Origin of the sequence: Paludibacter sp. 221 (assembly GCF_010501035.1) — a bacterium.
Classification (GTDB): Bacteria; Bacteroidota; Bacteroidia; order Bacteroidales; family Paludibacteraceae; genus QVMH01.
The window spans coordinates 53138-75389 of sequence record NZ_QVMH01000037.1 but is presented as its reverse complement, the minus strand read 5'-3'; the positions used below and the strand labels follow the sequence as shown (position 1 = coordinate 75389).

The 22252-nt window shown below is 42.7% G+C and carries 18 protein-coding genes and 1 pseudogene; 13 read left to right on the top strand and 6 right to left on the bottom strand.

The features are described from left to right. The first annotated feature begins 237 nt into the window (after positions 1-237). The 8 genes from purH (at position 238) to D0T49_RS08895 (ending at position 10385) form a co-directional block, all read left to right on the top strand. Positions 238-1761: a bifunctional phosphoribosylaminoimidazolecarboxamide formyltransferase/IMP cyclohydrolase gene (gene purH / locus D0T49_RS08930; protein ID WP_163630569.1), complete on the top strand. Its 1524-nt coding sequence runs from the start codon at positions 238-240 to the stop codon at positions 1759-1761. 200 nt (positions 1762-1961) lie between these two features. Further along, entirely contained in the window at positions 1962-2981 is a 1020-nt protein-coding gene (locus D0T49_RS08925) for a rod shape-determining protein (RefSeq protein ID WP_163630503.1), read from the top strand. A gap of 307 nt (positions 2982-3288) precedes the next feature. Further along, positions 3289-4125, top strand: a complete 837-nt coding sequence (mreC, locus tag D0T49_RS08920; protein WP_163630501.1) for a rod shape-determining protein MreC — start codon at positions 3289-3291, stop codon at positions 4123-4125. 117 nt (positions 4126-4242) lie between these two features. Continuing rightward, positions 4243-4743 carry a rod shape-determining protein MreD gene (gene mreD, locus D0T49_RS08915; protein WP_163630499.1) on the top strand — a complete coding sequence of 167 codons (501 nt, stop codon included), beginning with the start codon at positions 4243-4245 and terminating at the stop codon, positions 4741-4743. 4 nt (positions 4744-4747) lie between these two features. Beyond that, a complete protein-coding gene (gene mrdA / locus D0T49_RS08910) occupies positions 4748-6589 on the top strand; it encodes a penicillin-binding protein 2 (RefSeq protein WP_163630497.1) in 1842 nt (613 codons plus the stop codon). After that, complete coding sequence (rodA, locus tag D0T49_RS08905) at positions 6573-8036, top strand: rod shape-determining protein RodA (protein WP_163630495.1); 1464 nt, start codon at positions 6573-6575, stop codon at positions 8034-8036. The genes mrdA and rodA overlap by 17 nt, the downstream gene beginning before the upstream one ends. Before the next feature lie 354 nt (positions 8037-8390). After that, positions 8391-9104, top strand: coding sequence for a lipopolysaccharide kinase InaA family protein (locus tag D0T49_RS08900; protein ID WP_163630493.1), 714 nt, complete (start codon positions 8391-8393; stop codon positions 9102-9104). 102 nt (positions 9105-9206) lie between these two features. After that, positions 9207-10385 carry a T9SS type A sorting domain-containing protein gene (locus D0T49_RS08895; protein WP_163630491.1) on the top strand — a complete coding sequence of 393 codons (1179 nt, stop codon included), beginning with the start codon at positions 9207-9209 and terminating at the stop codon, positions 10383-10385. Between the two features lie 427 nt (positions 10386-10812). On the opposite strand, the gene D0T49_RS08890 is transcribed toward D0T49_RS08895, so the two are convergent. The 6 genes and pseudogenes from D0T49_RS08890 to D0T49_RS08865 all read right to left on the bottom strand — a co-directional run bounded on the left by D0T49_RS08890 (position 10813) and on the right by D0T49_RS08865 (position 15503). Further along, entirely contained in the window at positions 10813-11544 is a 732-nt protein-coding gene (locus tag D0T49_RS08890) for a T9SS type A sorting domain-containing protein (protein ID WP_163630488.1), read from the bottom strand. Positions 11545-11581: 37 nt separating this feature from the next. Then, positions 11582-12358 carry an Omp28 family outer membrane lipoprotein gene (locus D0T49_RS08885; protein ID WP_163630486.1) on the bottom strand — a complete coding sequence of 259 codons (777 nt, stop codon included), beginning with the start codon at positions 12356-12358 and terminating at the stop codon, positions 11582-11584. Positions 12359-12366: 8 nt separating this feature from the next. Next, a pseudogene (locus D0T49_RS08880) lies at positions 12367-14062 on the bottom strand (DUF6029 family protein). 7 nt (positions 14063-14069) lie between these two features. Continuing rightward, on the bottom strand, positions 14070-14573 hold the full coding sequence (locus D0T49_RS08875) for a TlpA disulfide reductase family protein (protein ID WP_163630483.1): 504 nt from the start codon (positions 14571-14573) through the stop codon (positions 14070-14072). 111 nt (positions 14574-14684) lie between these two features. Next, positions 14685-15002, bottom strand: a complete 318-nt coding sequence (locus D0T49_RS08870; RefSeq protein WP_163630480.1) for an Omp28-related outer membrane protein — start codon at positions 15000-15002, stop codon at positions 14685-14687. 30 nt (positions 15003-15032) lie between these two features. Then, the gene (locus D0T49_RS08865; RefSeq protein ID WP_163630478.1) at positions 15033-15503 is read right to left on the bottom strand and encodes a hypothetical protein; all 471 of its coding nucleotides are present in this window, start codon (positions 15501-15503) and stop codon (positions 15033-15035) included. A gap of 309 nt (positions 15504-15812) precedes the next feature. Between D0T49_RS08865 and D0T49_RS08860 the strand changes: the two genes are divergently transcribed. The 5 genes from D0T49_RS08860 to mutS all read left to right on the top strand — a co-directional run bounded on the left by D0T49_RS08860 (position 15813) and on the right by mutS (position 22146). Then, positions 15813-16679, top strand: coding sequence for a CPBP family intramembrane glutamic endopeptidase (locus D0T49_RS08860; protein ID WP_163630476.1), 867 nt, complete (start codon positions 15813-15815; stop codon positions 16677-16679). A gap of 149 nt (positions 16680-16828) precedes the next feature. Next, entirely contained in the window at positions 16829-17371 is a 543-nt protein-coding gene (locus tag D0T49_RS08855; protein WP_163630474.1) for an SPOR domain-containing protein, read from the top strand. A gap of 59 nt (positions 17372-17430) precedes the next feature. Continuing rightward, positions 17431-18006 carry a GTP cyclohydrolase I FolE gene (gene folE / locus D0T49_RS08850; RefSeq protein WP_163630472.1) on the top strand — a complete coding sequence of 192 codons (576 nt, stop codon included), beginning with the start codon at positions 17431-17433 and terminating at the stop codon, positions 18004-18006. 184 nt (positions 18007-18190) lie between these two features. Further along, positions 18191-19183: a glycosyltransferase family 2 protein gene (locus tag D0T49_RS08845; RefSeq protein ID WP_163630470.1), complete on the top strand. Its 993-nt coding sequence runs from the start codon at positions 18191-18193 to the stop codon at positions 19181-19183. 353 nt (positions 19184-19536) lie between these two features. Then, complete coding sequence (gene mutS / locus D0T49_RS08840) at positions 19537-22146, top strand: DNA mismatch repair protein MutS (protein ID WP_163630468.1); 2610 nt, start codon at positions 19537-19539, stop codon at positions 22144-22146. The last annotated feature ends 106 nt before the right edge of the window (positions 22147-22252 follow it).

The window sequence follows — 22252 nt, the reverse complement described above, 5'->3', positions numbered from 1 at the left end:
TACGCTGAATTTCTTAACGCTCACCAGCTGAGGCGGAAAGATTAGCTATGGCTACCAAAGAAGAAAGTAGTAAATCAGTATATTTTAATGCGCTTACCCTCCCCGTTAATCATTTTTATTGGTTTTTTTCTATTTTTTTCTTAAAAGTAGCGACGAAAAAGCATTTATAATCTGTATTTTATATTGAGGTACTAACTATTTTTTATAAATTTGCACAACTCGAAAAAAACATGGAACATTATGGAAAAAAAACAAATAAAAAAAGCGTTAGTATCCGTTTATCATAAAGAAAACTTAGACGAAATAATAAAAAAACTGCATGCACTTGGCGTAGGGTTCATTTCTACCGGAGGTACAAAAACTTTCATCGAATCGCTTGGAGTTCCGTGTGAGGCGGTCGAAGATTTGACAGGTTATCCATCCATACTTGGTGGACGTGTAAAGACACTTCACCCGAAAGTTTTCGGGGGGATACTTAACCGCCGCGAAAACGCAAAAGACCAAGATCAGATAGCCGAGTATGATATACCGGGAATTGACTTGGTGATAGTAGACCTGTATCCGTTCGAAGCCACAGTAGCTTCGGGAGCAAGTGAGGCCGAAATTATCGAAAAAATTGACATAGGCGGAATTTCATTAATCCGTGCCGCAGCTAAAAACTATAACGATGTGGTTATCGTAGCTTCACAGGCTCAGTATGAACCATTGCTGAACGTGATATCTGAAAGCGGAGCCGAGACTACGCTGGAAGAACGCCGCTGGTTTGCAAAAGAAGCCTTTGCCGTATCGTCAAACTACGACAGTGCCATCTTCAACCATTTTGATGGAGCGAATTTCAGCGCATTCCGTTGCAGCGAGGACAACGCCAAAGTACTGCGCTACGGCGAAAACCCGCATCAGCGCGGTATCTATTTCGGAAAATTCGACGATATGTTTGAGCAAGTACAAGGTAAAGAAATATCGTACAACAACCTGCTCGACATTGATGCTGCTATCAACCTGATAAATGATTTTGAAGACATCACATTTGCCATACTGAAACACAACAACGCCTGTGGTATTGCATCGCGCCCGCGCCTGGTTGACGCATGGGAGGCAGCTTTGGCAGGCGACCCTGTTTCGGCATTTGGTGGAGTACTGGTAACAAACGCTATTGTGGATAAAGATACTGCAGAAGAAATCAACAAGATATTTTTTGAAGTTATCATTGCCCCCGACTACGATTTGGACGCAATAGAAATACTGAGCCAGAAGAAAAACCGCATCATACTTATCCTGAAAGAAAACAAAATAAAAACAAAACAATTCCGTTCGCTGTTAAATGGAGTATTGATGCAGGACAAAGACATGCACACCGAAACTCCCGACGACCTGAAAGTAGTGACAGATAATGCACCGACACAGCAAGAAGTGGAAGATTTACTGTTTGCAAACAAAATTGTAAAGCACACTAAATCGAACGCCATTGTACTTGCTAAAAACAAACAAATGTGTGCAAGCGGCGTAGGACAAACATCGCGCGTAGATGCGCTGGAGCAGGCTGTGGAAAAAGCAGATTCGTTCGGGTTCGACCTGAATGGGGCTGTAATGGCTTCGGACGCATTCTTCCCTTTCCCCGACTGTGTACAGATAGCACATCAGGCAGGTGTAAGCGCCGTAATACAACCGGGAGGGTCGATCAACGATCAAAAATCGATTGACGCTTGCAACGAGAACGGCATGTCGATGGTAACAACAGGATACCGCCATTTTAAACATTAAATATAGTAGTTACAAGTTACTTCGCCCTTCGGGCAGTTACAAGTTACAAGATATGTAGTGAATAAATAGTAACAGGTAGCGAGTAGATAGTTGTCAACAGTCGACGGCTGACTTATAAAGCTACAGACTATAGACCGTTGACCATAGACTGTAGACCAAATAAAAATAAACAACATATAAAAAGCGAAAGGAATTAACACATGGGATTATTTTCATTCACACAAGAAATAGCTATTGACCTGGGGACGGCCAATACCATCATAATTCATAACGATAAAATTGTAGTTGACGAGCCGTCGGTAGTGGCGCTCGACAGGCGTACGGACAAACTGCTGGCTATAGGCGAAAAAGCACGCCAGATGCAGGGAAAAGAAAACGAAGGCATCAGAACGGTACGCCCCCTTCGCGATGGTGTTATTGCCGACTTCTACGCTGCCGAACTGATGATCAGGGGACTGATAAAGATGATTCCGTCGAAAAACCGCCTGTTCATGCCAAGCCTGAAAATGGTGGTTTGTATCCCTTCGGGAAGTACCGAAGTAGAGCTTCGGGCGGTGCGCGACTCGTCGGAACATGCAGGAGGACGCGAAGTATATATGATTTATGAGCCTATGGCGGCGGCTATCGGTATCGGTATCGACGTAGAAGCCCCCACAGGATGTATGATAGTGGATATAGGCGGTGGAACAACCGAGATTGCCGTGATATCGCTCGGCGGGATTGTTTCAAACAAATCAATCCGCATTGCCGGCGACGACCTTACTGCCGACATCATGGAGTACATGGGGCACATGCACAACATAAAGGTAGGCGAACGTACTGCCGAAACGATAAAAATAAAAGTAGGCGCGGCACTTACCGACCTCGAAAATGCACCGGAAGATTATATTGTACGGGGGCCTAACCGGATGACGGCATTGCCAATGGAAGTTCCGGTGTCGTATCAGGAAGTAGCACATTGCCTCGAAAAATCAATCTCGAAAATAGAAAATGCTATTCTGAGCGCTTTGGAGCAAACGCCTCCTGAGTTGTATAGCGATATCGTGCAACGTGGTATTTATCTGGCCGGAGGCGGTGCTCTGCTTCGTGGGTTGGACAAACGCCTGAGTAGTAAGCTGAATATGAAATTTCACATTGCAGACGACCCATTGCACGCCGTAGCGCGCGGAACAGGTATCGCACTGAAAAATGTTGATAAATTTTCATTCCTTATCCGGTAAAGAACAAGGAAATTAAGAAATTATTTAAATTTAGCTCGCAAAATAAAAGACGGAATTTTTCTAAAAAAAGGCATAATTTATTGCCCCATGCTACCGCGCGAATCCTTCGCGTGGTAAGATAAAAAAAGAGTTTGTCCGGGAAAACCACACGATACAATCGTGCGGCAGCGAGGAAAAATGGAGTTCAATGATAATTGTATTGTTTATGGTAAATTTAAATAGTTTCTAAGTATCCGGGCAGACCACAAGCATTAATCATATTTACCTTTTTTTACTGCTTCAAACTGCCTATTTACTGATAGCATGTATGAGAAAAGTACTCGCCTTTTTGATGCGTTATAGTATTGTGGCTTTGTTTCTGGTTTTAGAAGCAATATCCTTTGCTATTTTTGTAAATAACGACCGCTATCCGAAAAGTGTATTTTTATCATCGAGCAACGGAGTTGTCGCAAGCCTGCAAGCGGCAGCCAATAGCGTTGGCGATTTTCTCCGCCTGTTTCCTGCCAACAAAGCACTTTCGGCCGAAAATGCGCGGCTGAAAGACAGGATAACCGAGTTGGAAAATCAAATTGCATTAGCCGGGCTATGTGATACCGATACCTCGTATTTTGTATATCCCGACAGGAATTACACTTATATCCCTGCTAAAATAATCAACAGTTCGACCAACAAAACCCGCAATTTCATTACTCTGAACCGAGGTAAGCGGGATGGGATACACCCCGACATGGGTGTAGTAAGCCCCGAAGGGGTGGTGGGAATAGTGAAAACCGTTTCAGAACATTTTTCGGTAGCAATCCCACTCCTGAACCCGATGATTCAGATTAACGGGAAGATTGCCCGAAATAATTTTCGCGGGCCTGTATCGTGGGATGGGTTAGACTATCGGTATGTGACAATGAACGATGTTCCCCGGCATGTTGAATTATATAAGGGCGACTCTATACTCACAAGTGGGCTGACCGCTACTTTTCCGGAAAACATACCAATCGGGATTATAGATAATTTTGTAGAAAATGTAAGTGGGAATTTTCATAACATCAAAGTGAAACTGGCTGTTGATTTCAGAAAAATTTCGAACGTGCATATTGTGAGTTATAAAAATTTCGACGAGCAGGTAAAGCTGGAAAATGCTGAAAACTAAAACATCGATGTTTCATCGGATTGTCGCTCGCGGCTTGTTCGCTTAGTTTACCAAGAAATCCGAAAGGACAACAGGCACAAGTCACAGACTTGCGCCAAATATAGATAAAGCTGAAAAATGGTTCAAATCTTATTTCAAAACATAGGGCGTTTTATTATACTGGTACTTTTACAGGTATTGGTGCTGAATAATATCCAGTTCCTTGGTTTTGTCAATCCATATATATACATCCTGTTTATTCTCTCGCTACCTGTGAAGACTAACCGTTGGTTGATGCTTCTGTTCTCGTTTTTGCTTGGCATTACGGTGGATGCTTTTTCCAACACCTTAGGGCTGCATGCCTTTGCGTGTGTGCTGATTGGCTTTTTCCGCAACCTGCTTCTTAAGCTATTTGCCTCAATCGACGAGAATCTGAACTTCGAGCCGGGTTTCAGAACAATCGGGATAGGCGCATACATCAAATACGTGATTGTTTTGGTATTGATACACCACCTTACATTGTTTTTCATGGAGGCATTTACCTTTGCCCACTTTGGAGTAACACTATACCGTGCGCTAATCAACTCGCTGATAACGATACTTCTTATTTTCGGAATACAACTACTGAGAGGCAAATGAAAAAATGATTAACGACCCGTATCAAAATAGAAAATATGTAATTGCTGCCATTATCGTTGGGGTTATTCTTATTTACATCATACGCCTCTTCTCGCTTCAGATACTCGAAACCAAATACAAGGAAGGGGCCGAAAGCAATGCGCTCCTCTACAAAACGGTATATGCCTCGCGCGGACTGATTTACGACAGGGATGGCAAGCTCCTTGTGTACAACAAGCCTGCTTATGACATAACGGTGATAATGCGCGAGGTGCAAAATCTGGATACACTGGATTTTTGCCGTACGCTTGGCATTAGCAAAGAGTATTTTGATACACGCATTGCCGAGATAAAAGACACACGCCGCAACCGCTCGTACTCGTCGTACACGCCACAGTTTTTTATGACACAGTTGGAGATGAAAGATGTGGCCGCGTTTCAGCAATCCAATTATAAATATCCCGGATTTTACATACAAAACCGTACCCTGCGCGAGTATACTTACCAGAATGCAGCCCACGTACTGGGGAGCATCGGCGAAGTTTCGCGCCAACAGGTGGAGGCTGACAGCTATTACAAACAGGGAGACTACGCCGGACGCGACGGAATAGAATATGCCTACGAAAAAGAACTGAGGGGAGAAAAGGGTGTGGAAATACTACTGCGCGACTCGAAAGGGAGGATAATGGGCAAGTATGAGAATGGTGAATTTGATGAATCGCCTGTAGCGGGAAGTGATATAAAACTTACTATCGACATCGAATTGCAACGGCTGGGCGAGCTTCTGCTGTCGGGAAAAACAGGCAGCATAGTGGCTATAGAGCCGGCCAGTGGCGAAATTCTGGCTATGGTATCGCATCCTACTTTCGACCCCTCGCTGCTGGTAGGGCGCGAACGCTCGAAAAACTATTCGGAACTGGTAAGCGATAAAACACAACCGCTGCTCAACCGTGCCACACAAGGGCAATACTCACCGGGCTCTACGTTTAAAATTCTTCAGGCGTTAATCTCGCTCGACATGGGAGGGGTAAGCGAGCGCACCACATTCAGTTGTCAGGGACCCGACTCGCGCCCAATAAAGTGTACGCACCGGCACAAATCGCCTGTAAACATTTACGATGCCATAGAGCAAAGCTGCAACCCTTATTTTTGGAACGCATTTAAAAATACATTGGAAATAGACGGCTACGGCGATAGGAATGAAGATTTTAAGAAAACCTATCAGATATGGGAGGATAAAGTAAAGAGCTTTGGCTTGGGTTCGCGCATAGCGGGTACCGACGTATACGAGCAGTTGGGAGGAGATGTGCCATCGGGCAGTTACTACACACGCTATTATGGCGAAACAGGCTGGCGGGCATTGACAATACGCTCCCTCTCCATCGGGCAAGGCGAGCTGCTGGTTACGCCACTGCAACTTGCCAACATGACGGCAGCCGTTGCCAACGATGGTTACTATATCACTCCTCACCTGCGAAAAACCGATTCGCTTGCGCTAAAGGTAAATAAAGTGCACATTGATAATAATAAGCACTTTGCTACTGTGAAAGAAGGGATGAAACGCATGGTTGAGAATACTTGGAATGGGAAATTATACAAAGTTCCGGGAGTTGACATGGGAGGAAAAACAGGAACCGTACAAAATCCACACGGAGAAGACCACTCGCTATATGTAGCTTTTGCACCGCTCCACAACCCTACAATAGCAATAGCTGCAGTAATAGAGAATGCAGGCTTCGGGGCTTCGTGGGCTATGCCTATCGCCAACCTGATGATTGAGCAATACCTGTTTGGAGAGGTGAAGCGCAAAGCGTTGTTAGAAGAGTTTATAAATAAAACAACTAATCCGGATGTCAAGAGATATTAGTATAAAGCAAGGTATCGACTGGGTGACCGTTTTTATGTACGTGGTTATGGTTATCGCAGGGTGGCTCAGTATCTACGGAGCCAGCTACGACTTTGACCAATCTTCTATTTTCGATTTTGGCAACCGTGCGGGCAAGCAGTTCGTGTGGATTCTTACCGCTTTTGGTATTGCCGGGCTACTTATGCTTATCGACGATAAGGTTTACAACAGCATAGTCAGCAATTTTATCTATATTGCCGTAACGCTGCTGCTTATAGTTACCATATTCATCGCACCCGACATAAAGGGCTCGCACTCGTGGATTCGCTTAGGGTCGTTCCTGAGCATACAGCCTGCCGAGTTTGCAAAGATAGCCACAGCCCTTGCCGTTTCGCGCTTCCTTGCAACGAACGGTAAAAATATGGATTGGAAAAACTACGTCCTCCTGCTTGGCATTACTTTACTTCCGTTGGTGATTATCATACTACAAAAGGAAACCGGCTCGGCACTTGTGCTGTTGGCATTCTTCCTTGTTTTTTACCGCGAGGGGATGAAAGGACTGATATTGTTGTTGGGAGTTTTTGCCATCGTATTATTTATAGTTATAGTCCGTTTCGGCGAAATCCCTATACAGGAAGGGAAAAGCGACTTGGGCATAATCATAGCTTTCGGGGCTATTTTGCTCGTACAGGTTGTATATGCCTTTTTCGTTCAGAAAGCGAAAAAAGAAGCGTTGTGGTTATTGGGTATCACTATAGCTATTGCAGCAGTTACAGCCATTATTAATATCTGGATAATAACAAGTTACAACTATGCAGCATATTTCGCCATTGCGGCAAGCGTAGTGTATTGGGTTGTAATAGAACTGGTTAAACACTCCCGGAAATTCAGGGGGCTTATCCTTTTCATCATCGGGGCAGTACTGTTTTGTTTTGCTGCCGACTATATTTTCGACTCTATTTTAAAACCCCACCAGCAAACCCGTATAAAAGTGGTTTTGAACATGGAAGATGATTTGAGCGGTGCAGGATACAACGTTAATCAATCGAAAATAGCAATAGGGTCGGGTGGATTGTTGGGCAAAGGTTTCTTAAACGGCACCCAAACAAAACTGAAATACGTTCCCGAACAGGATACCGACTTCATATTTTGTACCGTTGGCGAAGAGTTTGGCTTCGTAGGTTCATCGCTTGTGTTGATATTATTCATGGTTTTTCTGCTGCGGATAATACATATAGCCGAACGCCAGCGTGAAACATTCAACCGTATATACGGCTATTGCGTGGTATCCATCTTCTTTTTCCATATCATGGTAAATATAGGTATGGTGCTTGGGCTTATGCCCGTAATAGGTATTCCCCTGCCGTTTTTCAGCTACGGAGGTTCGTCGCTGTGGGCATTCACTATTCTTTTATTTATTTTACTGAGGCTGGACGCATCACGGTCGTCGAGAGTAAGGTATGTTTAATATGAATATCGGGATGTGTTTTAAAAAGTATGCTCATACCTGAAAGGCAGGTACTACTATTATCTACTTCCTTTTGCCTTGATGCAAAAGGAACAAAAACTAATTTCATTGAAGCACCTACGCTTAGCATAGCTCAAGTAAGCTTGACTCTGCTTTCGCTTAAACGGTGCATTCAAGACTATGCCCGCTTCGCACGAAAAACTTACGCTCAAGGAGCTAAAATCCTCAAACTCGCTTCGCTCAAACAGTGAGTATTTTTACGCTCCTTTCACTTGTTTTTCGGCTCACCGGACAAGGTCAGGAAAGCGCCTATAGCAGATTGAAAAAACATTCGTTATTGTCATGCAACTAAATATGAAAATAGTTATAAATCCGAAATATAAGAATCTGGAGCCATTTGTAAACAGTATCCCCGATACTTTTACGAGTGCCGGCGAAACTATTTACAAAGCGCGGAATGAGCTGAAAACATACTCCATACAAGGGATGGAAGTAGTTGTAAAAAGTTTCAAAATACCCATTGTGCTCAACCGGATTGTGTATGCTCTTTTCCGTCCGTCCAAAGCAAAACGCTCTTACGAGTATGCTTTCAAGCTGCTGGAGAAAGGGGTAGCTACTCCCGAACCCATCGCTTACATCGAAGAAAAAAGGGGAGGCCTGCTGAAACGCTCGTACTACGTTTCTGTTTACGAAAAAGAAGCGGAACATATCCGGCTGTATATGAGCGGCGAAAAAAAGGATGAAAAATTTATCGGCGAATTGGCAAAGTTCATTGCCGGATTTCATGCAAAAGGTATTTTTCATTTAGACATGTCGCCGGGCAATATATTAGCGAAACCGAATGGCGATGATTTCGAGTTTATGCTGGTGGACATCAACCGGATGAATTTTCGGGAGCATATTTCTGAAAAAGAACGGTATAGCAGTTTCAGACGGTTGACGGACAATTTTGAAGTTATAAAACCTCTGGCCGAAGAGTATGCAGCCTGCGCCAACATGAACAGGGAAAAAACAGTGGAAGAAATAAAAAAAGAGTGCTACAAGTTTTTCGGAAAAAGTTTAGAATAAAAACGGTATAAGTCTCAAAAATAGATTATTATTCTCTGTTTCGCATATTGTTATTTAGCAATATTTTTTATCTTTGTAAAAACTTTATTTCTGAAAAACACCATGAAAAAAACATTTCTATTTCTGACTGTTTTTTTATTCGGCACCTTACTCTATACTAAAGCTGCCCACCCTCAGATAAGTACCGACTCCAACGAATACTGGTACTATATCCAATTTACCAACGGTTTATATGTTTTGGAAGATTTTGGCGAAGACGTGCCTATGATGACCCAAAATGCAAGCCTGATTAACAAAGAGCAACACTGGAAAATAGTACAGGCGGGAAGTAATTACCAGATTATATCCAAAGACGGAAATAAAATATGTTACGGTTCGTCGCGTTTTTTTACCAGCAAGCTGAAATCGGCTGCTTCGTTCTCATTGGCAGACCATACTGACGGCTCGTCGCTAATGTTGCGGTACGGCACTTCATATATGAATCAAAAAGGAGGGCAGATGTGCGGCAAACTTCTGGAAACCACCACTTCCACTACCTCGGCAGGTATCCCTCTCAAATTTATTCCTGTTGCCGAAATGGAAGAACCCGCTGAGCCTGAGCCTCCTAAAATAAGCTCAAAAGATGCTTCTAACGAAACATGGTATTACATTTACTATACAAGAAGCAGCAGCCCAAATATCAAGCCCGTTTTGCAAGACATGGGAGACAATGCAATATTGATGACTAAAAGCATGGACGAGGACAATGAAGCCCAATTATGGAAAATAGTAGAAACCGGCTCTCCAAGTGGGAATTATAAATATGAAATAATAAATAAAAGCGGACGAAAAATTTATTATAACACATCCAAATCCCGTTTTGTGGCAAGTGCAAGTTCGTTTAGCCGGCTCATGCTTTCGAGCGTTTCTACCCAATGGGCAATACAGCGCGAGGGAGGATCGAGCATGAACCAAAGTGGAGGTGCCGGCCCTGACAGGGAAATGTGCAACTATAATATAGACAATGGCAGTATGTGCATCTTTATAGAAGCCAACAATATATCGCCGGTAAAAGAAGTGAATCAAGAGAAGCTGGCTAAGTTGTATGTAAACGATGAGGTATTGACTATAGAGGAGCAAGAGCCCGTTAAGCAAATAGAGATATATACAATAAGCGGACAAAGAGTTATAACGTCAACGGGTGCCGAACGCCAGTTCAAATTGCCTGCTAAGGGGCTGTATCTTGTCCTTATCACCTATGAGAGCAACCTGTCGGAACAACAAAAGGTACTTGTAAAGTAGTAGTAAACAACAGAGACCAATAAATAGCAAAAACCTGCTTCGTATAGGCACGAAGCAGGTTTTTTTATTCTCTCATTTTTTGCGGGAGACTAAGAGCTTGTATTATGGGGAACCCAAAGACCCCAAAAATCAAATACGCCATTTGTAGGATGTTGCAATCTGTAATGTAAAATAAGGTAATAAGGTAGGTTTACCTCTACTTATGTGATTTACTAAGGTTTATCAACAATTCGTTAGCGCAAGTTAGCATAGTGCAATTTGTAGCAATCGTGTTTTGCTTTTCGGATTACAAACCCTTATGTACCATCAAGTCGGATTAAAAATCCGACTTAACAATAGCTTTTTTACTGCAATGTTTTTTGTTTAGCGGGATTTGCAATCCCGCTATATAATCTTTTTTCAGGGGGTTATAAAACGACCGCTAAATTTACTTTACCACAAATTTCTTTGTGAGGATGTCCCGATTGTTTTGTTTTACCGATACGATGTAAATTCCACTGCTAAGGTTGTCGGGCAACTGATATACACCTTCTTGGTCGAATAAGGGGAACGAGGCTACATTTCGTCCTGTTATATTATACAAAGCTACCTGATATTCACCCATATTAGCCCAGCTATAGGCAAACTTTACCGTACTGCCGCTCTGTATTACCTCCAGATTATTTTTTCCGATAACATCATCTCCCAAGCCTGTACTTTCCTGATAGGCATAAGTAACCGTAACCGCTATTTTACTATCGGGGGTAGTTGTATCCCATGCTTCGTATTTAATTTTAGGGCTCGAGTAAGCGCCTTCTTCAATATAATACATCATATGAAATACCGGATGCTCACTGTTAGCCGATACAGAAGATGTTTGCTCTACATCTGAATTGGTAGGAATACACATGTCAAAGCAGAAACTCAATGTTCCCGCTTGCGGTGCTATTAATGCCGTTTGGGTTACAGTAGCACTAACATCCTGCGAAGATATATTTTTCAATTCGAGCCCCGACTCTATTACCAAACTGCCAAATTCTTCTGTAACTACATCCGAAATCGTAATCTCCGCATTATTCTCCAGTTGTACTCCATTGCGGAAAAAAGCCAATGATTGCCGGGCACTCAAAAAAGTGGTGCAAAGTATGAATAGGGTAAAAAAAGTAATTATTTTTCTCATATATAAAAGTTTTATAAGTTTAATTTAATAAACAAAATTAGTTTAAACGGACAATTTCCGAATTATATACCTCGTTTGTATCAGCATCAAAAATAAAGCCAACAATGAAAATGTTAGCCTGATTCCACCCTTCTTTCAGCAAAATATGGTTAAAAATCTCTTTTTCCTCATCCTGCGCCAGTGTAAGTTGCTCGCCCCAAGTACCGTTTACAGACGAACGGAACACATGTTGGTGGATATAATCCTTTTTTGTAGTTCCATCGGGCATCAACTGTATTTCCTCTATATTATCTTCTATCAGCCACAAAAGCAACTTTGCCTCCGCCAAGCCTCTTTCTGCCTTTATTTTTGTGCTTACCTGAATCTGATTATCTGCATCGACCGAAGCGTTTAATTCTATTTTTACCGCCGGACTGACATTAAACCTGTTTATCACCAAAGTTCTCCATTGCTCCCTGCTGCTGGAGATATGCACGCCATCTATTACGGCAGTGGGATGCCCTGTTTGGTCTGTACCGAAATGTTTTTCGTACACATTGCCCTCGTCGGTAACCAAAGGGCGTTTCATAAAGTAAGCGTGCATACTTACAGGGATAAACGCTTCTTTATAGTCTTCCTCCAGTTCCTCAACCAGTTGAGCTGCATTAGGGCAGTTGGCACACGACTGGTCTGTAAAGTCAACCAACAGAACTTTCTTTTGAGGGATAATTTCATCCATCTCCAAAACACGGTCGCCTTCGCCAATTACATCGCAAGCGGCTAAAAGCCCCGACAGTAATATGCAAAAAATAAATATCCTGTAAATTTTATCCATACCGCTTTTTAGAAATTGTAATTATACGAAAGCTGAAAACCCTTGCTTGCCGGCACTACCCTGCACACACCACCCGAACAATCGTATCCGGCACGTGTACGCCCATACCCAAACTGCACCAGATGCGACTTGTAACTATATGTAACCAAGGCTTTATAATAATGCAGGTTGGTTTTCCCCACGTTGTACATATCCGACACCGTAATCATAAAAGAGGGTAATATCGAAAGCTCGACCAAGCCATACAGCCAGTCGCCATCGTCGTCTTTAGTAGCCAGATATTGCAATTCAGAGCGCAACGTCAGCTTCTTGTTGATTTGGTATTTGCCTTCGGCAATAAATATATTGGAACGCACCATATCGTAATGTCCCTGTATCACCCATTGGTTGAACTGCTGGTTCATGTACATCAGGTTCAACTTGAAATCTTTTGTAAACTTCTTGTCGATACTAATGTTAATGTCCTGATAATACAGTTCGTCGCCCATTTTGAAAAACGCGGACTTATAACCATCAGTGCCCATCACCGACGACGGATTCTGCGGGTTGTATTCTTCCACATATTGCTTATCAATAGAGCGTATGTGCGAAGCATTCAGTTTCACTGTAGTACCCATACTTACCACCCAAAAAGGTATTTCTTTTGAAATTATAAGAAAAGCTGCCCTGAAAAGCCCATTCGCCATCGGGCTGGGTGGCATACGGATACAACGCTGCCAACGCGTATGTATGCTGCATGGCAAATGCAGGCAGGTGGTTGATAAAAGAAGAAGTGGTCGACTTATTGCCATCCGGTGCAGTTCTTACGCTACGAAACGACATATTATCGCTTCTTTTGGCCTGTAAGAGAATACTCATCCCCCGCTTGCTATAGCTACCAGAGAACAGGAAAGCACTCCCGTTTTTATAAATATAACCGTTGTCGAACGAGGGGTCGTTTGCCTTATGGGCATACTCCAGCAAAAAGGTATAATTCCCCTTCTGCAGCCGTGTGCGAACATCAAAAGCCCCTACATTCTGAGGAAGGTTCAGACGGTGAAAAGCATCTACCGTTATTATCTCGTCTTTCTCGTGTTTACTTACAAATGACCCTCCAATCATCCAGTATGTATTCGATTCTTCCAAGCCCTTTATCCAGCGGTCGATATTAAACTCAAGGTCGCCTCCCCATACAAAACTGTCGTTGTGTGTAAAAAACCTGCGCTGCTTACCGCCCAAAGCCTTAAAATAAATACCCTTATAAGGCTCGTAAAGCAAGCGTGCGCCACGCAAGGCATTATCCACCCCGATACTCCTCTCCTGATAAGTACGCAGAATAAGCCCGCTGCCAAACTGTTCGTAAAAATCGCCTACCGTTAACTTGGCCTGTTTATACTTACCCGTAGCGTACAGATAAGGAAAGCCCCATCCTGCAAAGCCCGGCTCAAAACCGGGTAGCGGATACTTCAGAAACTCGAAGCGTGCACCGGCATCAACGTATTTACTGTTTAAATTAAAATCGGCATAAGTATTAGTACGTGCAAACTCGTCGAAACTTTCGGCACCTATTGCTTCGTCCTCCTGCGGAAAAAGAATATCGGACTGAACACTGCCATTGAACTTAACCGGGCTTTTCCGTTTTTCCTTTTCCTGTGAATAAACGCAGGTAAACGCAAAAGACAACAGAAAGATAACCGAGACGCACCTAAGATAAGCAGACCGCATCATGATGCTATTTGTTTTCTTTATCAAGCAGTTTACGCACTTCTTCTATCAGATGTTCCTCCGAGCCATCGGTATATCCCGTACGCGAAGACACAATTTTGCCGTTGCCATCCACAATAAATATGGCGGGTATCATATTCACCCCCATAGCACGTTTAAAGTCGCTGTTAGGGTCGAGCAATACTTCATATTCCCATCCATTAGCATTTACAGCAGGAGTTACTTTCAGGCTATTCTGAGCATCATCTATTGATATAGCTACCAGTTTCACGCCCGTTTCGTCCTGCCAGTCGGCATACACTTCGTTAATTGCATTGAGCTCGCGCAGGCAAGGCTTACACCATAGCGCGAAAAAGCTTATAATGAAAGGTTTGCCGTCATTATTAAGTTTAGCAGTGTCAACGGTTTTTCCTTCGATGGTTTTTAAATTTACCGAAGGAAGCCCATCCGATGCAAAAGAAAACTGAATAGCCAACAGGCCAACAAGTAGTGAGAAAAGTAAGTTTTTCATGTAATATTAAATTTCTATCCTTCGATTCAGCAAAGGAAATAAACATTTCACATTTATATAAAAAATGAATTTGCGGAAAAAAAATCATTTCGCCGCAATAAGCAGGAAAGTCTATTGTTGATCAATTACCAACTCAGAAGCAACTCCGGTAATTATTTCCTGCTCACCTTCTGCTATAAAAACAGCAACTTCCATATCATTCAGCACATAAGGAATATCGAACGATTTTTTAGGAATGATGTATTTATAAGTGAACGTATGGAATGAGTCTTTGGTAGTTTTATTTATAATTTCGCCCCATTGTCCTGTCAGCAAGCGGCGCAGCATGTGCATATGCTTATACTGTCCGTTAACCATATAGGTGGGATTATATGTTGAGCCGCCACTTTGGGGCCCGAGTATATTGTTTTGCAACAAAACAACATTCAACCTGTTGGAAGCTACCGGGCTATCTGCAGTCTAATACACCTCTACCGTTACTGTAAGTTCGCGCGTAGTTGAATTCAAGGTCGATTTTGCAGCAACATTCACATACGAATTTTCCGCCAGAATAGTGCTCACAGAACTACTAAAGTCGCCAACACTCATTGCCGTTTTGGTTTTTCCGGCAAAAATATGCCTGTTTACAGTTCCGTTAGGATATCCCCCTAAGTTGGACTGATCAGCTATAGCACTTCCATATGGAGTTTTATAGTTAGGATTATCAACTGCATACGATCCCACATGGATATTGATAGGGACTACCCGTCCTTTATTGGCGGCGGTTATATTGTTTACAACCTTATGCCCCGACGGACAGTTACCACAATTAACTCCAGTAAACTCTTCAATAACTGCGTTTTTTTTCGCAGGGGTGGTCGAAACAAATGTTTGTGCACTCAAAGCAGCAAACACAAACATAAAGGAAAAAATAAAAAAATGTGTTTTCATGTATCTCTATCGTAAGTTTTTGACTATATGTAATCTTCACAACAAATCCGGTGCAAAATACTATTTTTTTTTGAATTAAATGCCTATTAAACCGGAAAAATTCTTGGCTGCTTTTCTTATAAAATATGCTGGCTTTTCAAAAAATCAATTTTGTGTATTTTATTTATTTAGAAATTGTTTAAATTTAGCTCGCAAAATAAATTACGATGATTTTTTAGAAAAAGGGCTTTCAAAAATAATTGTATTGTTTATGGTAAATTTAAACAGTTTCTGAATATCTTCGTTGCCCGATTACAATCCATATTATTTATGATAGGAAACCATAGACAAAACAGCTTATTCATACGCCTTCTGCAGCTTTTAATTGTTTTCTTTGCCTGCTTCTTGCTGGGCATCGTACTTGGGGCAGCAATAGCGGGCAATGCATCCGACGAAATTAATACACTGAAAATACTTCAGTTTATACAGTCGGTTTCTTCGTTCATACTTCCGGCTTTCATATTGGCCTATTGGTGGAGCAAAAAACCGCCTGATTATCTGCAACTTAAAACAAAGGTAAGCTGGCAAACAGTAGCATTTGTTTTTCTGATGATGATTGTAGCTGTACCTGTTATAAACCTGCTGGCAGACCTCAACAGCCGTATAGTATTTCCCGGATTCCTATCCGATATGGAAAACACGTTCAAAACAATGGAGGAACGGGCAGCCGCACAAACCGAAAAAATGCTTGCCGTAAATTCCGTTGGAGGCTTGTTGGCTAATGTGCTTTTAATAGCAATCGTTCCGGCTTTGGGCGAGGAGCTATTTTTCCGTGGCACTATGCAGCGGCTTTTTCGGCAAAACAGTACGGCTACCCTTGCAATATGGCTTACCGCCTTTATTTTCAGCGCCATCCATATGCAATTTTACGGATTTATCCCCCGTATGCTCATGGGGGTATTTTTCGGTTATCTGGTAGTATGGAGCGGCAGTATGTGGCTGCCAATCTGGGCACATTTTGTAAACAACTTTTTGGTTGTATTGTTTCATTACTTATACGGAAAAGGAATTAACCCCGTTAATATTGATACCATCGGTACCGGACAAACATGGTGGCTGGGGTGTATCTGCGGTATTATTTTCATAACAGGGGCATTCTTCCTGAAAAATAATCTGAAGAAAAACGAACAGAAATAAAAGAAAGTATTTTACAAAGTATGCTGACTTGAAAAGTCGGATTTTCAGGCAGAAGTACACTTTGTGAAACACATCAAAATAAAATGTACGGAAGTCGCAACATTTTAATAACTTTGCAGAAGTTTTCCGGTAAAAACAAAAAAGAAAAAATGAATCGGACATTGATTTCAATACTCTCAACACTATTCTTCTGCAATCTTTTTGCACAAGAAAATATCGGCTTACAACAACAGGAGGAAATTTTGGACGACACTATTTCCATTCTCAAACCCGAAAAGCCACGAAGAGAAATTCCGTACAATGTTTTCGACTTACTCAGGAAACCCGATTCCATCACAAATGCAGCAGCCAATTTCAATCAGGACGTAAGGGTAGAGCAATTGTTTATCGACCGTCAGATGCTTAACGGTGCAGGCTCGATTGCCGGATTCCGTGTACAGGTTTTCTCAAGCAACCGCCAGCAAACTGCCAAATCGGAAGCATTCAGGATAAAGGCTTTGATGCAGGAAAAATTTCCGGAAAAAGGAGTTTACGAGTCTTACACCTCACCATTCTGGAAAGTGCGCATAGGCGATTTCCGTTCGAGGGAAGAAGCACAGGAGTTTCTTACCCATCTTGCAAAAACATTCCCTGCAATGCGGAGGGAGATGTACATTATACCCGATGAGATAAAGGTTTCCGGTTCAAAGTAGAAGGATGAGAGAGAGAAAACTTGTAACCCCCGTAACTAATTGCTTGTAACTGTATTATTATGGAATTTAACGAAGAAAAAACAAATAAAATAGCCGGACACTACAAGGAAATCATCCGTTTGCTCGGCGAAGATGCCGAACGCGAAGGACTGCTCAAAACCCCCGAACGAGTGGCAAAAGCCATGCAGTTTCTGATGCAAGGCTACGAACAAGACCCCGAAAAAATACTACGGTCGGCAATGTTTACCGAAGATTACCGCCAGATGGTAATAGTAAAAGACATCGACTTTTACTCGATGTGCGAACACCATATGCTCCCTTTTTTCGGGAAAGCGCATGTAGCCTATATCCCCAACAAAAAAATAACCGGACTAAGCAAAATAGCACGAATAGTAGATGTATATGCCCGCAGGATGCAGGTACAGGAACGCATGACAACGCAGATAAAAGAATGTATCCAAAATACACTGAACCCAATGGGAGTAATGGTAATCATTGAGGCACAACACCTCTGTATGCAAATGCGTGGCGTACAAAAACAACATTCCATCACTACCACTTCGGATTTTACAGGCGTTTTTGAGCAAGCTAAAACACGCGAGGAATTTATGAACCTGATACGCAACAGCAAATAAAAACGAGGCGTGTATTACGTTCAAACTTCAGTAACAATAAAATTAGCCTTGTAAGGCTTAGAACCTGTTAAAACAACTAAAAAAAAATCCTCTTCCTCCAAAAAAGTTAATGAATTGATAAAAAGCTGTATCAATCCCGATTATTTTATAATTTTGCTATCCGATTGTGTTAAGAAGCAAATAAATGCCTTACTTCTCTCTGATTATACCCGTATATAACCGCCCTGACGAAATAAAAGAACTCCTTGAGAGCCTGACACTTCAAACAGATAAAAACTTTGAGGTGATAGTGGTTGAGGATGGTTCCACTATTTCATCAGAAGGGGTAGTGTGCTCATTTGAGAAAAACCTAAGCATATCCTATTACTTCACTCCCAACGGAGGGCCCGGAAAAGCCCGCAATTACGGAGCAACAAAGGCTACCGGCGAGTATCTGATAGTGCTCGATTCGGACTGCATCATCCCCCCCCATTATATCGAGAACGTAACTAAAGAGCTAAAAAGCACCAATGCCGACGCATTTGGAGGCCCCGACAGGGCAGCCGACAATTTTACTCCCGTTCAGAAAGCTATCAACTATTCGATGACTTCTTTTTTTACCACAGGAGGCATACGCGGGGGGAAAAAGAAAATGGATAAGTTTTACCCACGCAGCTTTAATATGGGCATCCGTCGTAGCGTATACGAACAGTTGGGTGGATTTGCCAATATGCGCTTTGGCGAGGATATAGATTTCAGCATCCGGCTTTACAATGCTAATTATAAGGTATGCCTATTCCCTTCGGCATGGGTGTACCACAAACGCCGTACCGACTGGCGGAAGTTTTTCCGTCAGGTGTACAATTCGGGCATTGCACGCATCAATCTGTATCTGAAATACCCTGAATCGCTCAAGCCGGTTCATTTGCTACCTGCCGCTTTCACGGTAGGTGTGTTACTGCTGATTGTGGCAGGGGCGATCTGTGCATGGTTTTTAGCCCCTATCCTGTTATATATAGTGCTGTTGTTTGCAGATGCTACCATACAGACCCGAAGCCTGAAAATCGGCTTTTTATCCATCATAGCGGCATTTGTGCAACTTACAGGATACGGAAGCGGCTTTCTGTATGCTACATGGCGGCGGCTTATTCTGAAAAAAAACGAATTTTCTGCTTTTAATAAAAATTTTTATAAATAAAGATACGTATGCCAATGGAACAATCCGCTTTGCAGTGCAAACAAGTTTGAGCGGTAATCCGACGATATTTTTAATAGCGGATTGTAAATCCGAAAGAACGAGGTGTAAAATAAGGCAATAAAGTAGGTTTACCTTTACTTGTGTGGTTACTAAGGTTTATAAAATAAGATACTTAATAAAAACCTTATTTTCAAACGATAACCTTAGTAAATGAAATCGTTTCTGACAATAATAACCTTATTACCTTATTTTGGTCGGTAATAAAATCTAATGCTGCATTTTTCAGGTGTAATTCTCTGAAAATAAAACTTGTAACTTGTAGCTGTTTTCTTGTAACCTTTTAAACAATTGATATGGCAAAAAACGTTGCTGAAACCCCCATGATGAAACAGTACAACGAGATAAAAGCGATGCATCCCGATGCAATCTTGTTGTTCCGGTGCGGAGACTTTTACGAAACATTCTCGGACGATGCCATACGTGCCTCCAACGTGCTGGGTATTACGCTTACCCGCCGTGCAAACGGCTCGGCAAGCAGCGTGGAGTTGGCAGGGTTTCCACACCATGCGCTCGATACCTACCTGCCCAAACTGGTGCGTGCAGGGCTTCGGGTTGCCATATGCGACCAACTGGAGGACCCGAAACTGGCTAAAAAGATAGTAAAGCGGGGAGTAACCGAGCTGGTAACTCCCGGAGTTTCTTATAGCGATACAACCCTCAACCACAAGGAGAATAATTTTCTTGCCAGCGTTTACATAAACAAAAACCGTGTAGGAGTTTCATTCCTTGATATTTCTACCGGAGAATTTCTGGTAGCCGAAGGCACAGGCGAATATATTGATAAACTACTGAACAGCTTTGCACCGAAAGAAGTATTGTTTGACCGTACTAAGCGAAAAGAGTTTGAAAATCTGTTTGGGACACGGTTTTTCACCTATGCACTGGAAGACTGGGCTTACACTCCCGAAAGTGCTGAAGAGCGGCTTCTGAAACAGTTCGAGACAAAGAATCTGAAAGGATTCGGAGTAGATAACTTATCGAATGGAATTGTGGCAGCAGGGGCAATACTGCATTATCTGGACTTAACGCACCACCAGCAAACTTCGCATATCACGCAGCTTGCCCGCATCGAGGAAGAACGCTTCGTATGGCTCGATGGCTTCACCGTTCGTAATCTGGAGCTTTACGGCAGTATGAACGAGGGCGGCAAAACGCTTTCGGATGTTCTGGACAAAACCACAAGCCCTATGGGAGCACGCCTGCTGAAACGCTGGATTGCTTTTCCGCTGAAAGATGTGAAGCCGATAAATGAACGCCTGAGTGTGGTGGAGTATTTTTTCAAGAATCCGGAACTGAAAAAATTACTGGAACAGAACATAACTTTAATTGGCGACTTGGAGCGAATAATATCCAAAGTAGCCGTAGGACGCATCAATCCCCGCGAGGTGGTTCAGTTAAGAATAGCCCTGCAAGCCATCCAACCTATAAAGAAGGCTTGCAGCGAAGCTGATAATATCACTTTGCAGAAAATAGCCGACCAACTGAATACCTGTGCTCTGATTTCCGAAAAAATCGGGAAAGAAATAGAGCCGGACCCTCCTACCCTGATTAATCGCGGAGGAGTTATCCGCACAGGCGTAGATGCTGAACTGGACGATTTGCGCGACTTGGCACATTCGGGCAAAGATTACCTGAACCGTATTCAGGAACGCGAATCGGCTGCCACGGGCATCCCACTGAAAATCAGCTTCAACAGCGTATTTGGGTACTACATGGAAGTGAGAAATACCTACAAAGACAAAGTGCCTTCTACGTGGATAAGAAAACAAACCCTTGTAAGCGCAGAGAGATACATTACGCAGGAGCTAAAAGAATACGAAGAAAAAATACTTGGCGCCGAAGAAAAAATACTGTCGATAGAAACACGCATATTCGGCGAACTGGTGCTTGCGCTTTCGGAATACATCACAGCCATTCAGCTCAACTCCAACCTGATTGCGCAAATCGACTGCCTGCTGTCGTTTACCAAAGTATCGGCCGAAAACAAATACGTATGTCCCAATGTGGTAGACAGCGATGTGATTGATATAAAACAAGGCCGTCACCCTGTTATCGAAAAACAACTGCCTATAGGCGAAAGCTATATTGCCAACGATGTGTATCTGGACAACGCTACACAGCAAATTATCATCATTACAGGCCCCAATATGGCGGGTAAGTCAGCCCTGCTACGGCAGACAGCCCTTATCACCCTTATGGCACAAATAGGCTGTTTTGTTCCTGCCGAGAGTGCTACCATCGGCGTAGTCGATAAGATTTTTACCCGTGTAGGGGCAAGCGATAACATTTCGGTAGGCGAATCTACGTTCATGGTAGAAATGAACGAGGCTGCCAGCATCCTGAACAACCTGTCAGACCGCAGCCTGATTCTTTTCGACGAGTTGGGGCGTGGCACAAGCACATACGACGGTATTTCAATAGCTTGGGCTATTGTGGAATACATACATGAAAACCCGAACTGCAAGGCAAAAACACTTTTTGCCACCCACTACCATGAGTTGAACGAAATGGAAAAATCATTCAACCGCATAAAAAATTACAATGTATCGGTAAAAGAAGTTGACAAAAGAATTATATTTTTGCGCAAGCTGGTACGTGGGGGAAGCGAGCATAGCTTTGGTATCCACGTAGCAAAAATGGCGGGGATGCCCCAAAGTATAACCAAGCGTGCCGATCAGATTCTGAAACAGCTTGAAAACGACAACCGCCAAGCGGGAATATCAAAACCCGTAGGCGAAATAGCACAGCAACGGGAAGGATACCAACTCAGTTTCTTCCAACTTGACGACCCTGTACTGCAACAAGTGAGGGACGAGATAAAGAACATTGACGTTAACAATCTGACACCTGTAGAGGCGTTGAATAAACTGAACGAAATTAAGAAAATTATTACAGGGAAATAGGAGTGAAAAAAGATAAGAGCATCAAAATATACATATCTATTATTTCCTTCTTTCGTAGCCATAGCTAATCTTTCCGCCTCAGCTGGTGAGCGTTAAGAAATTCAGC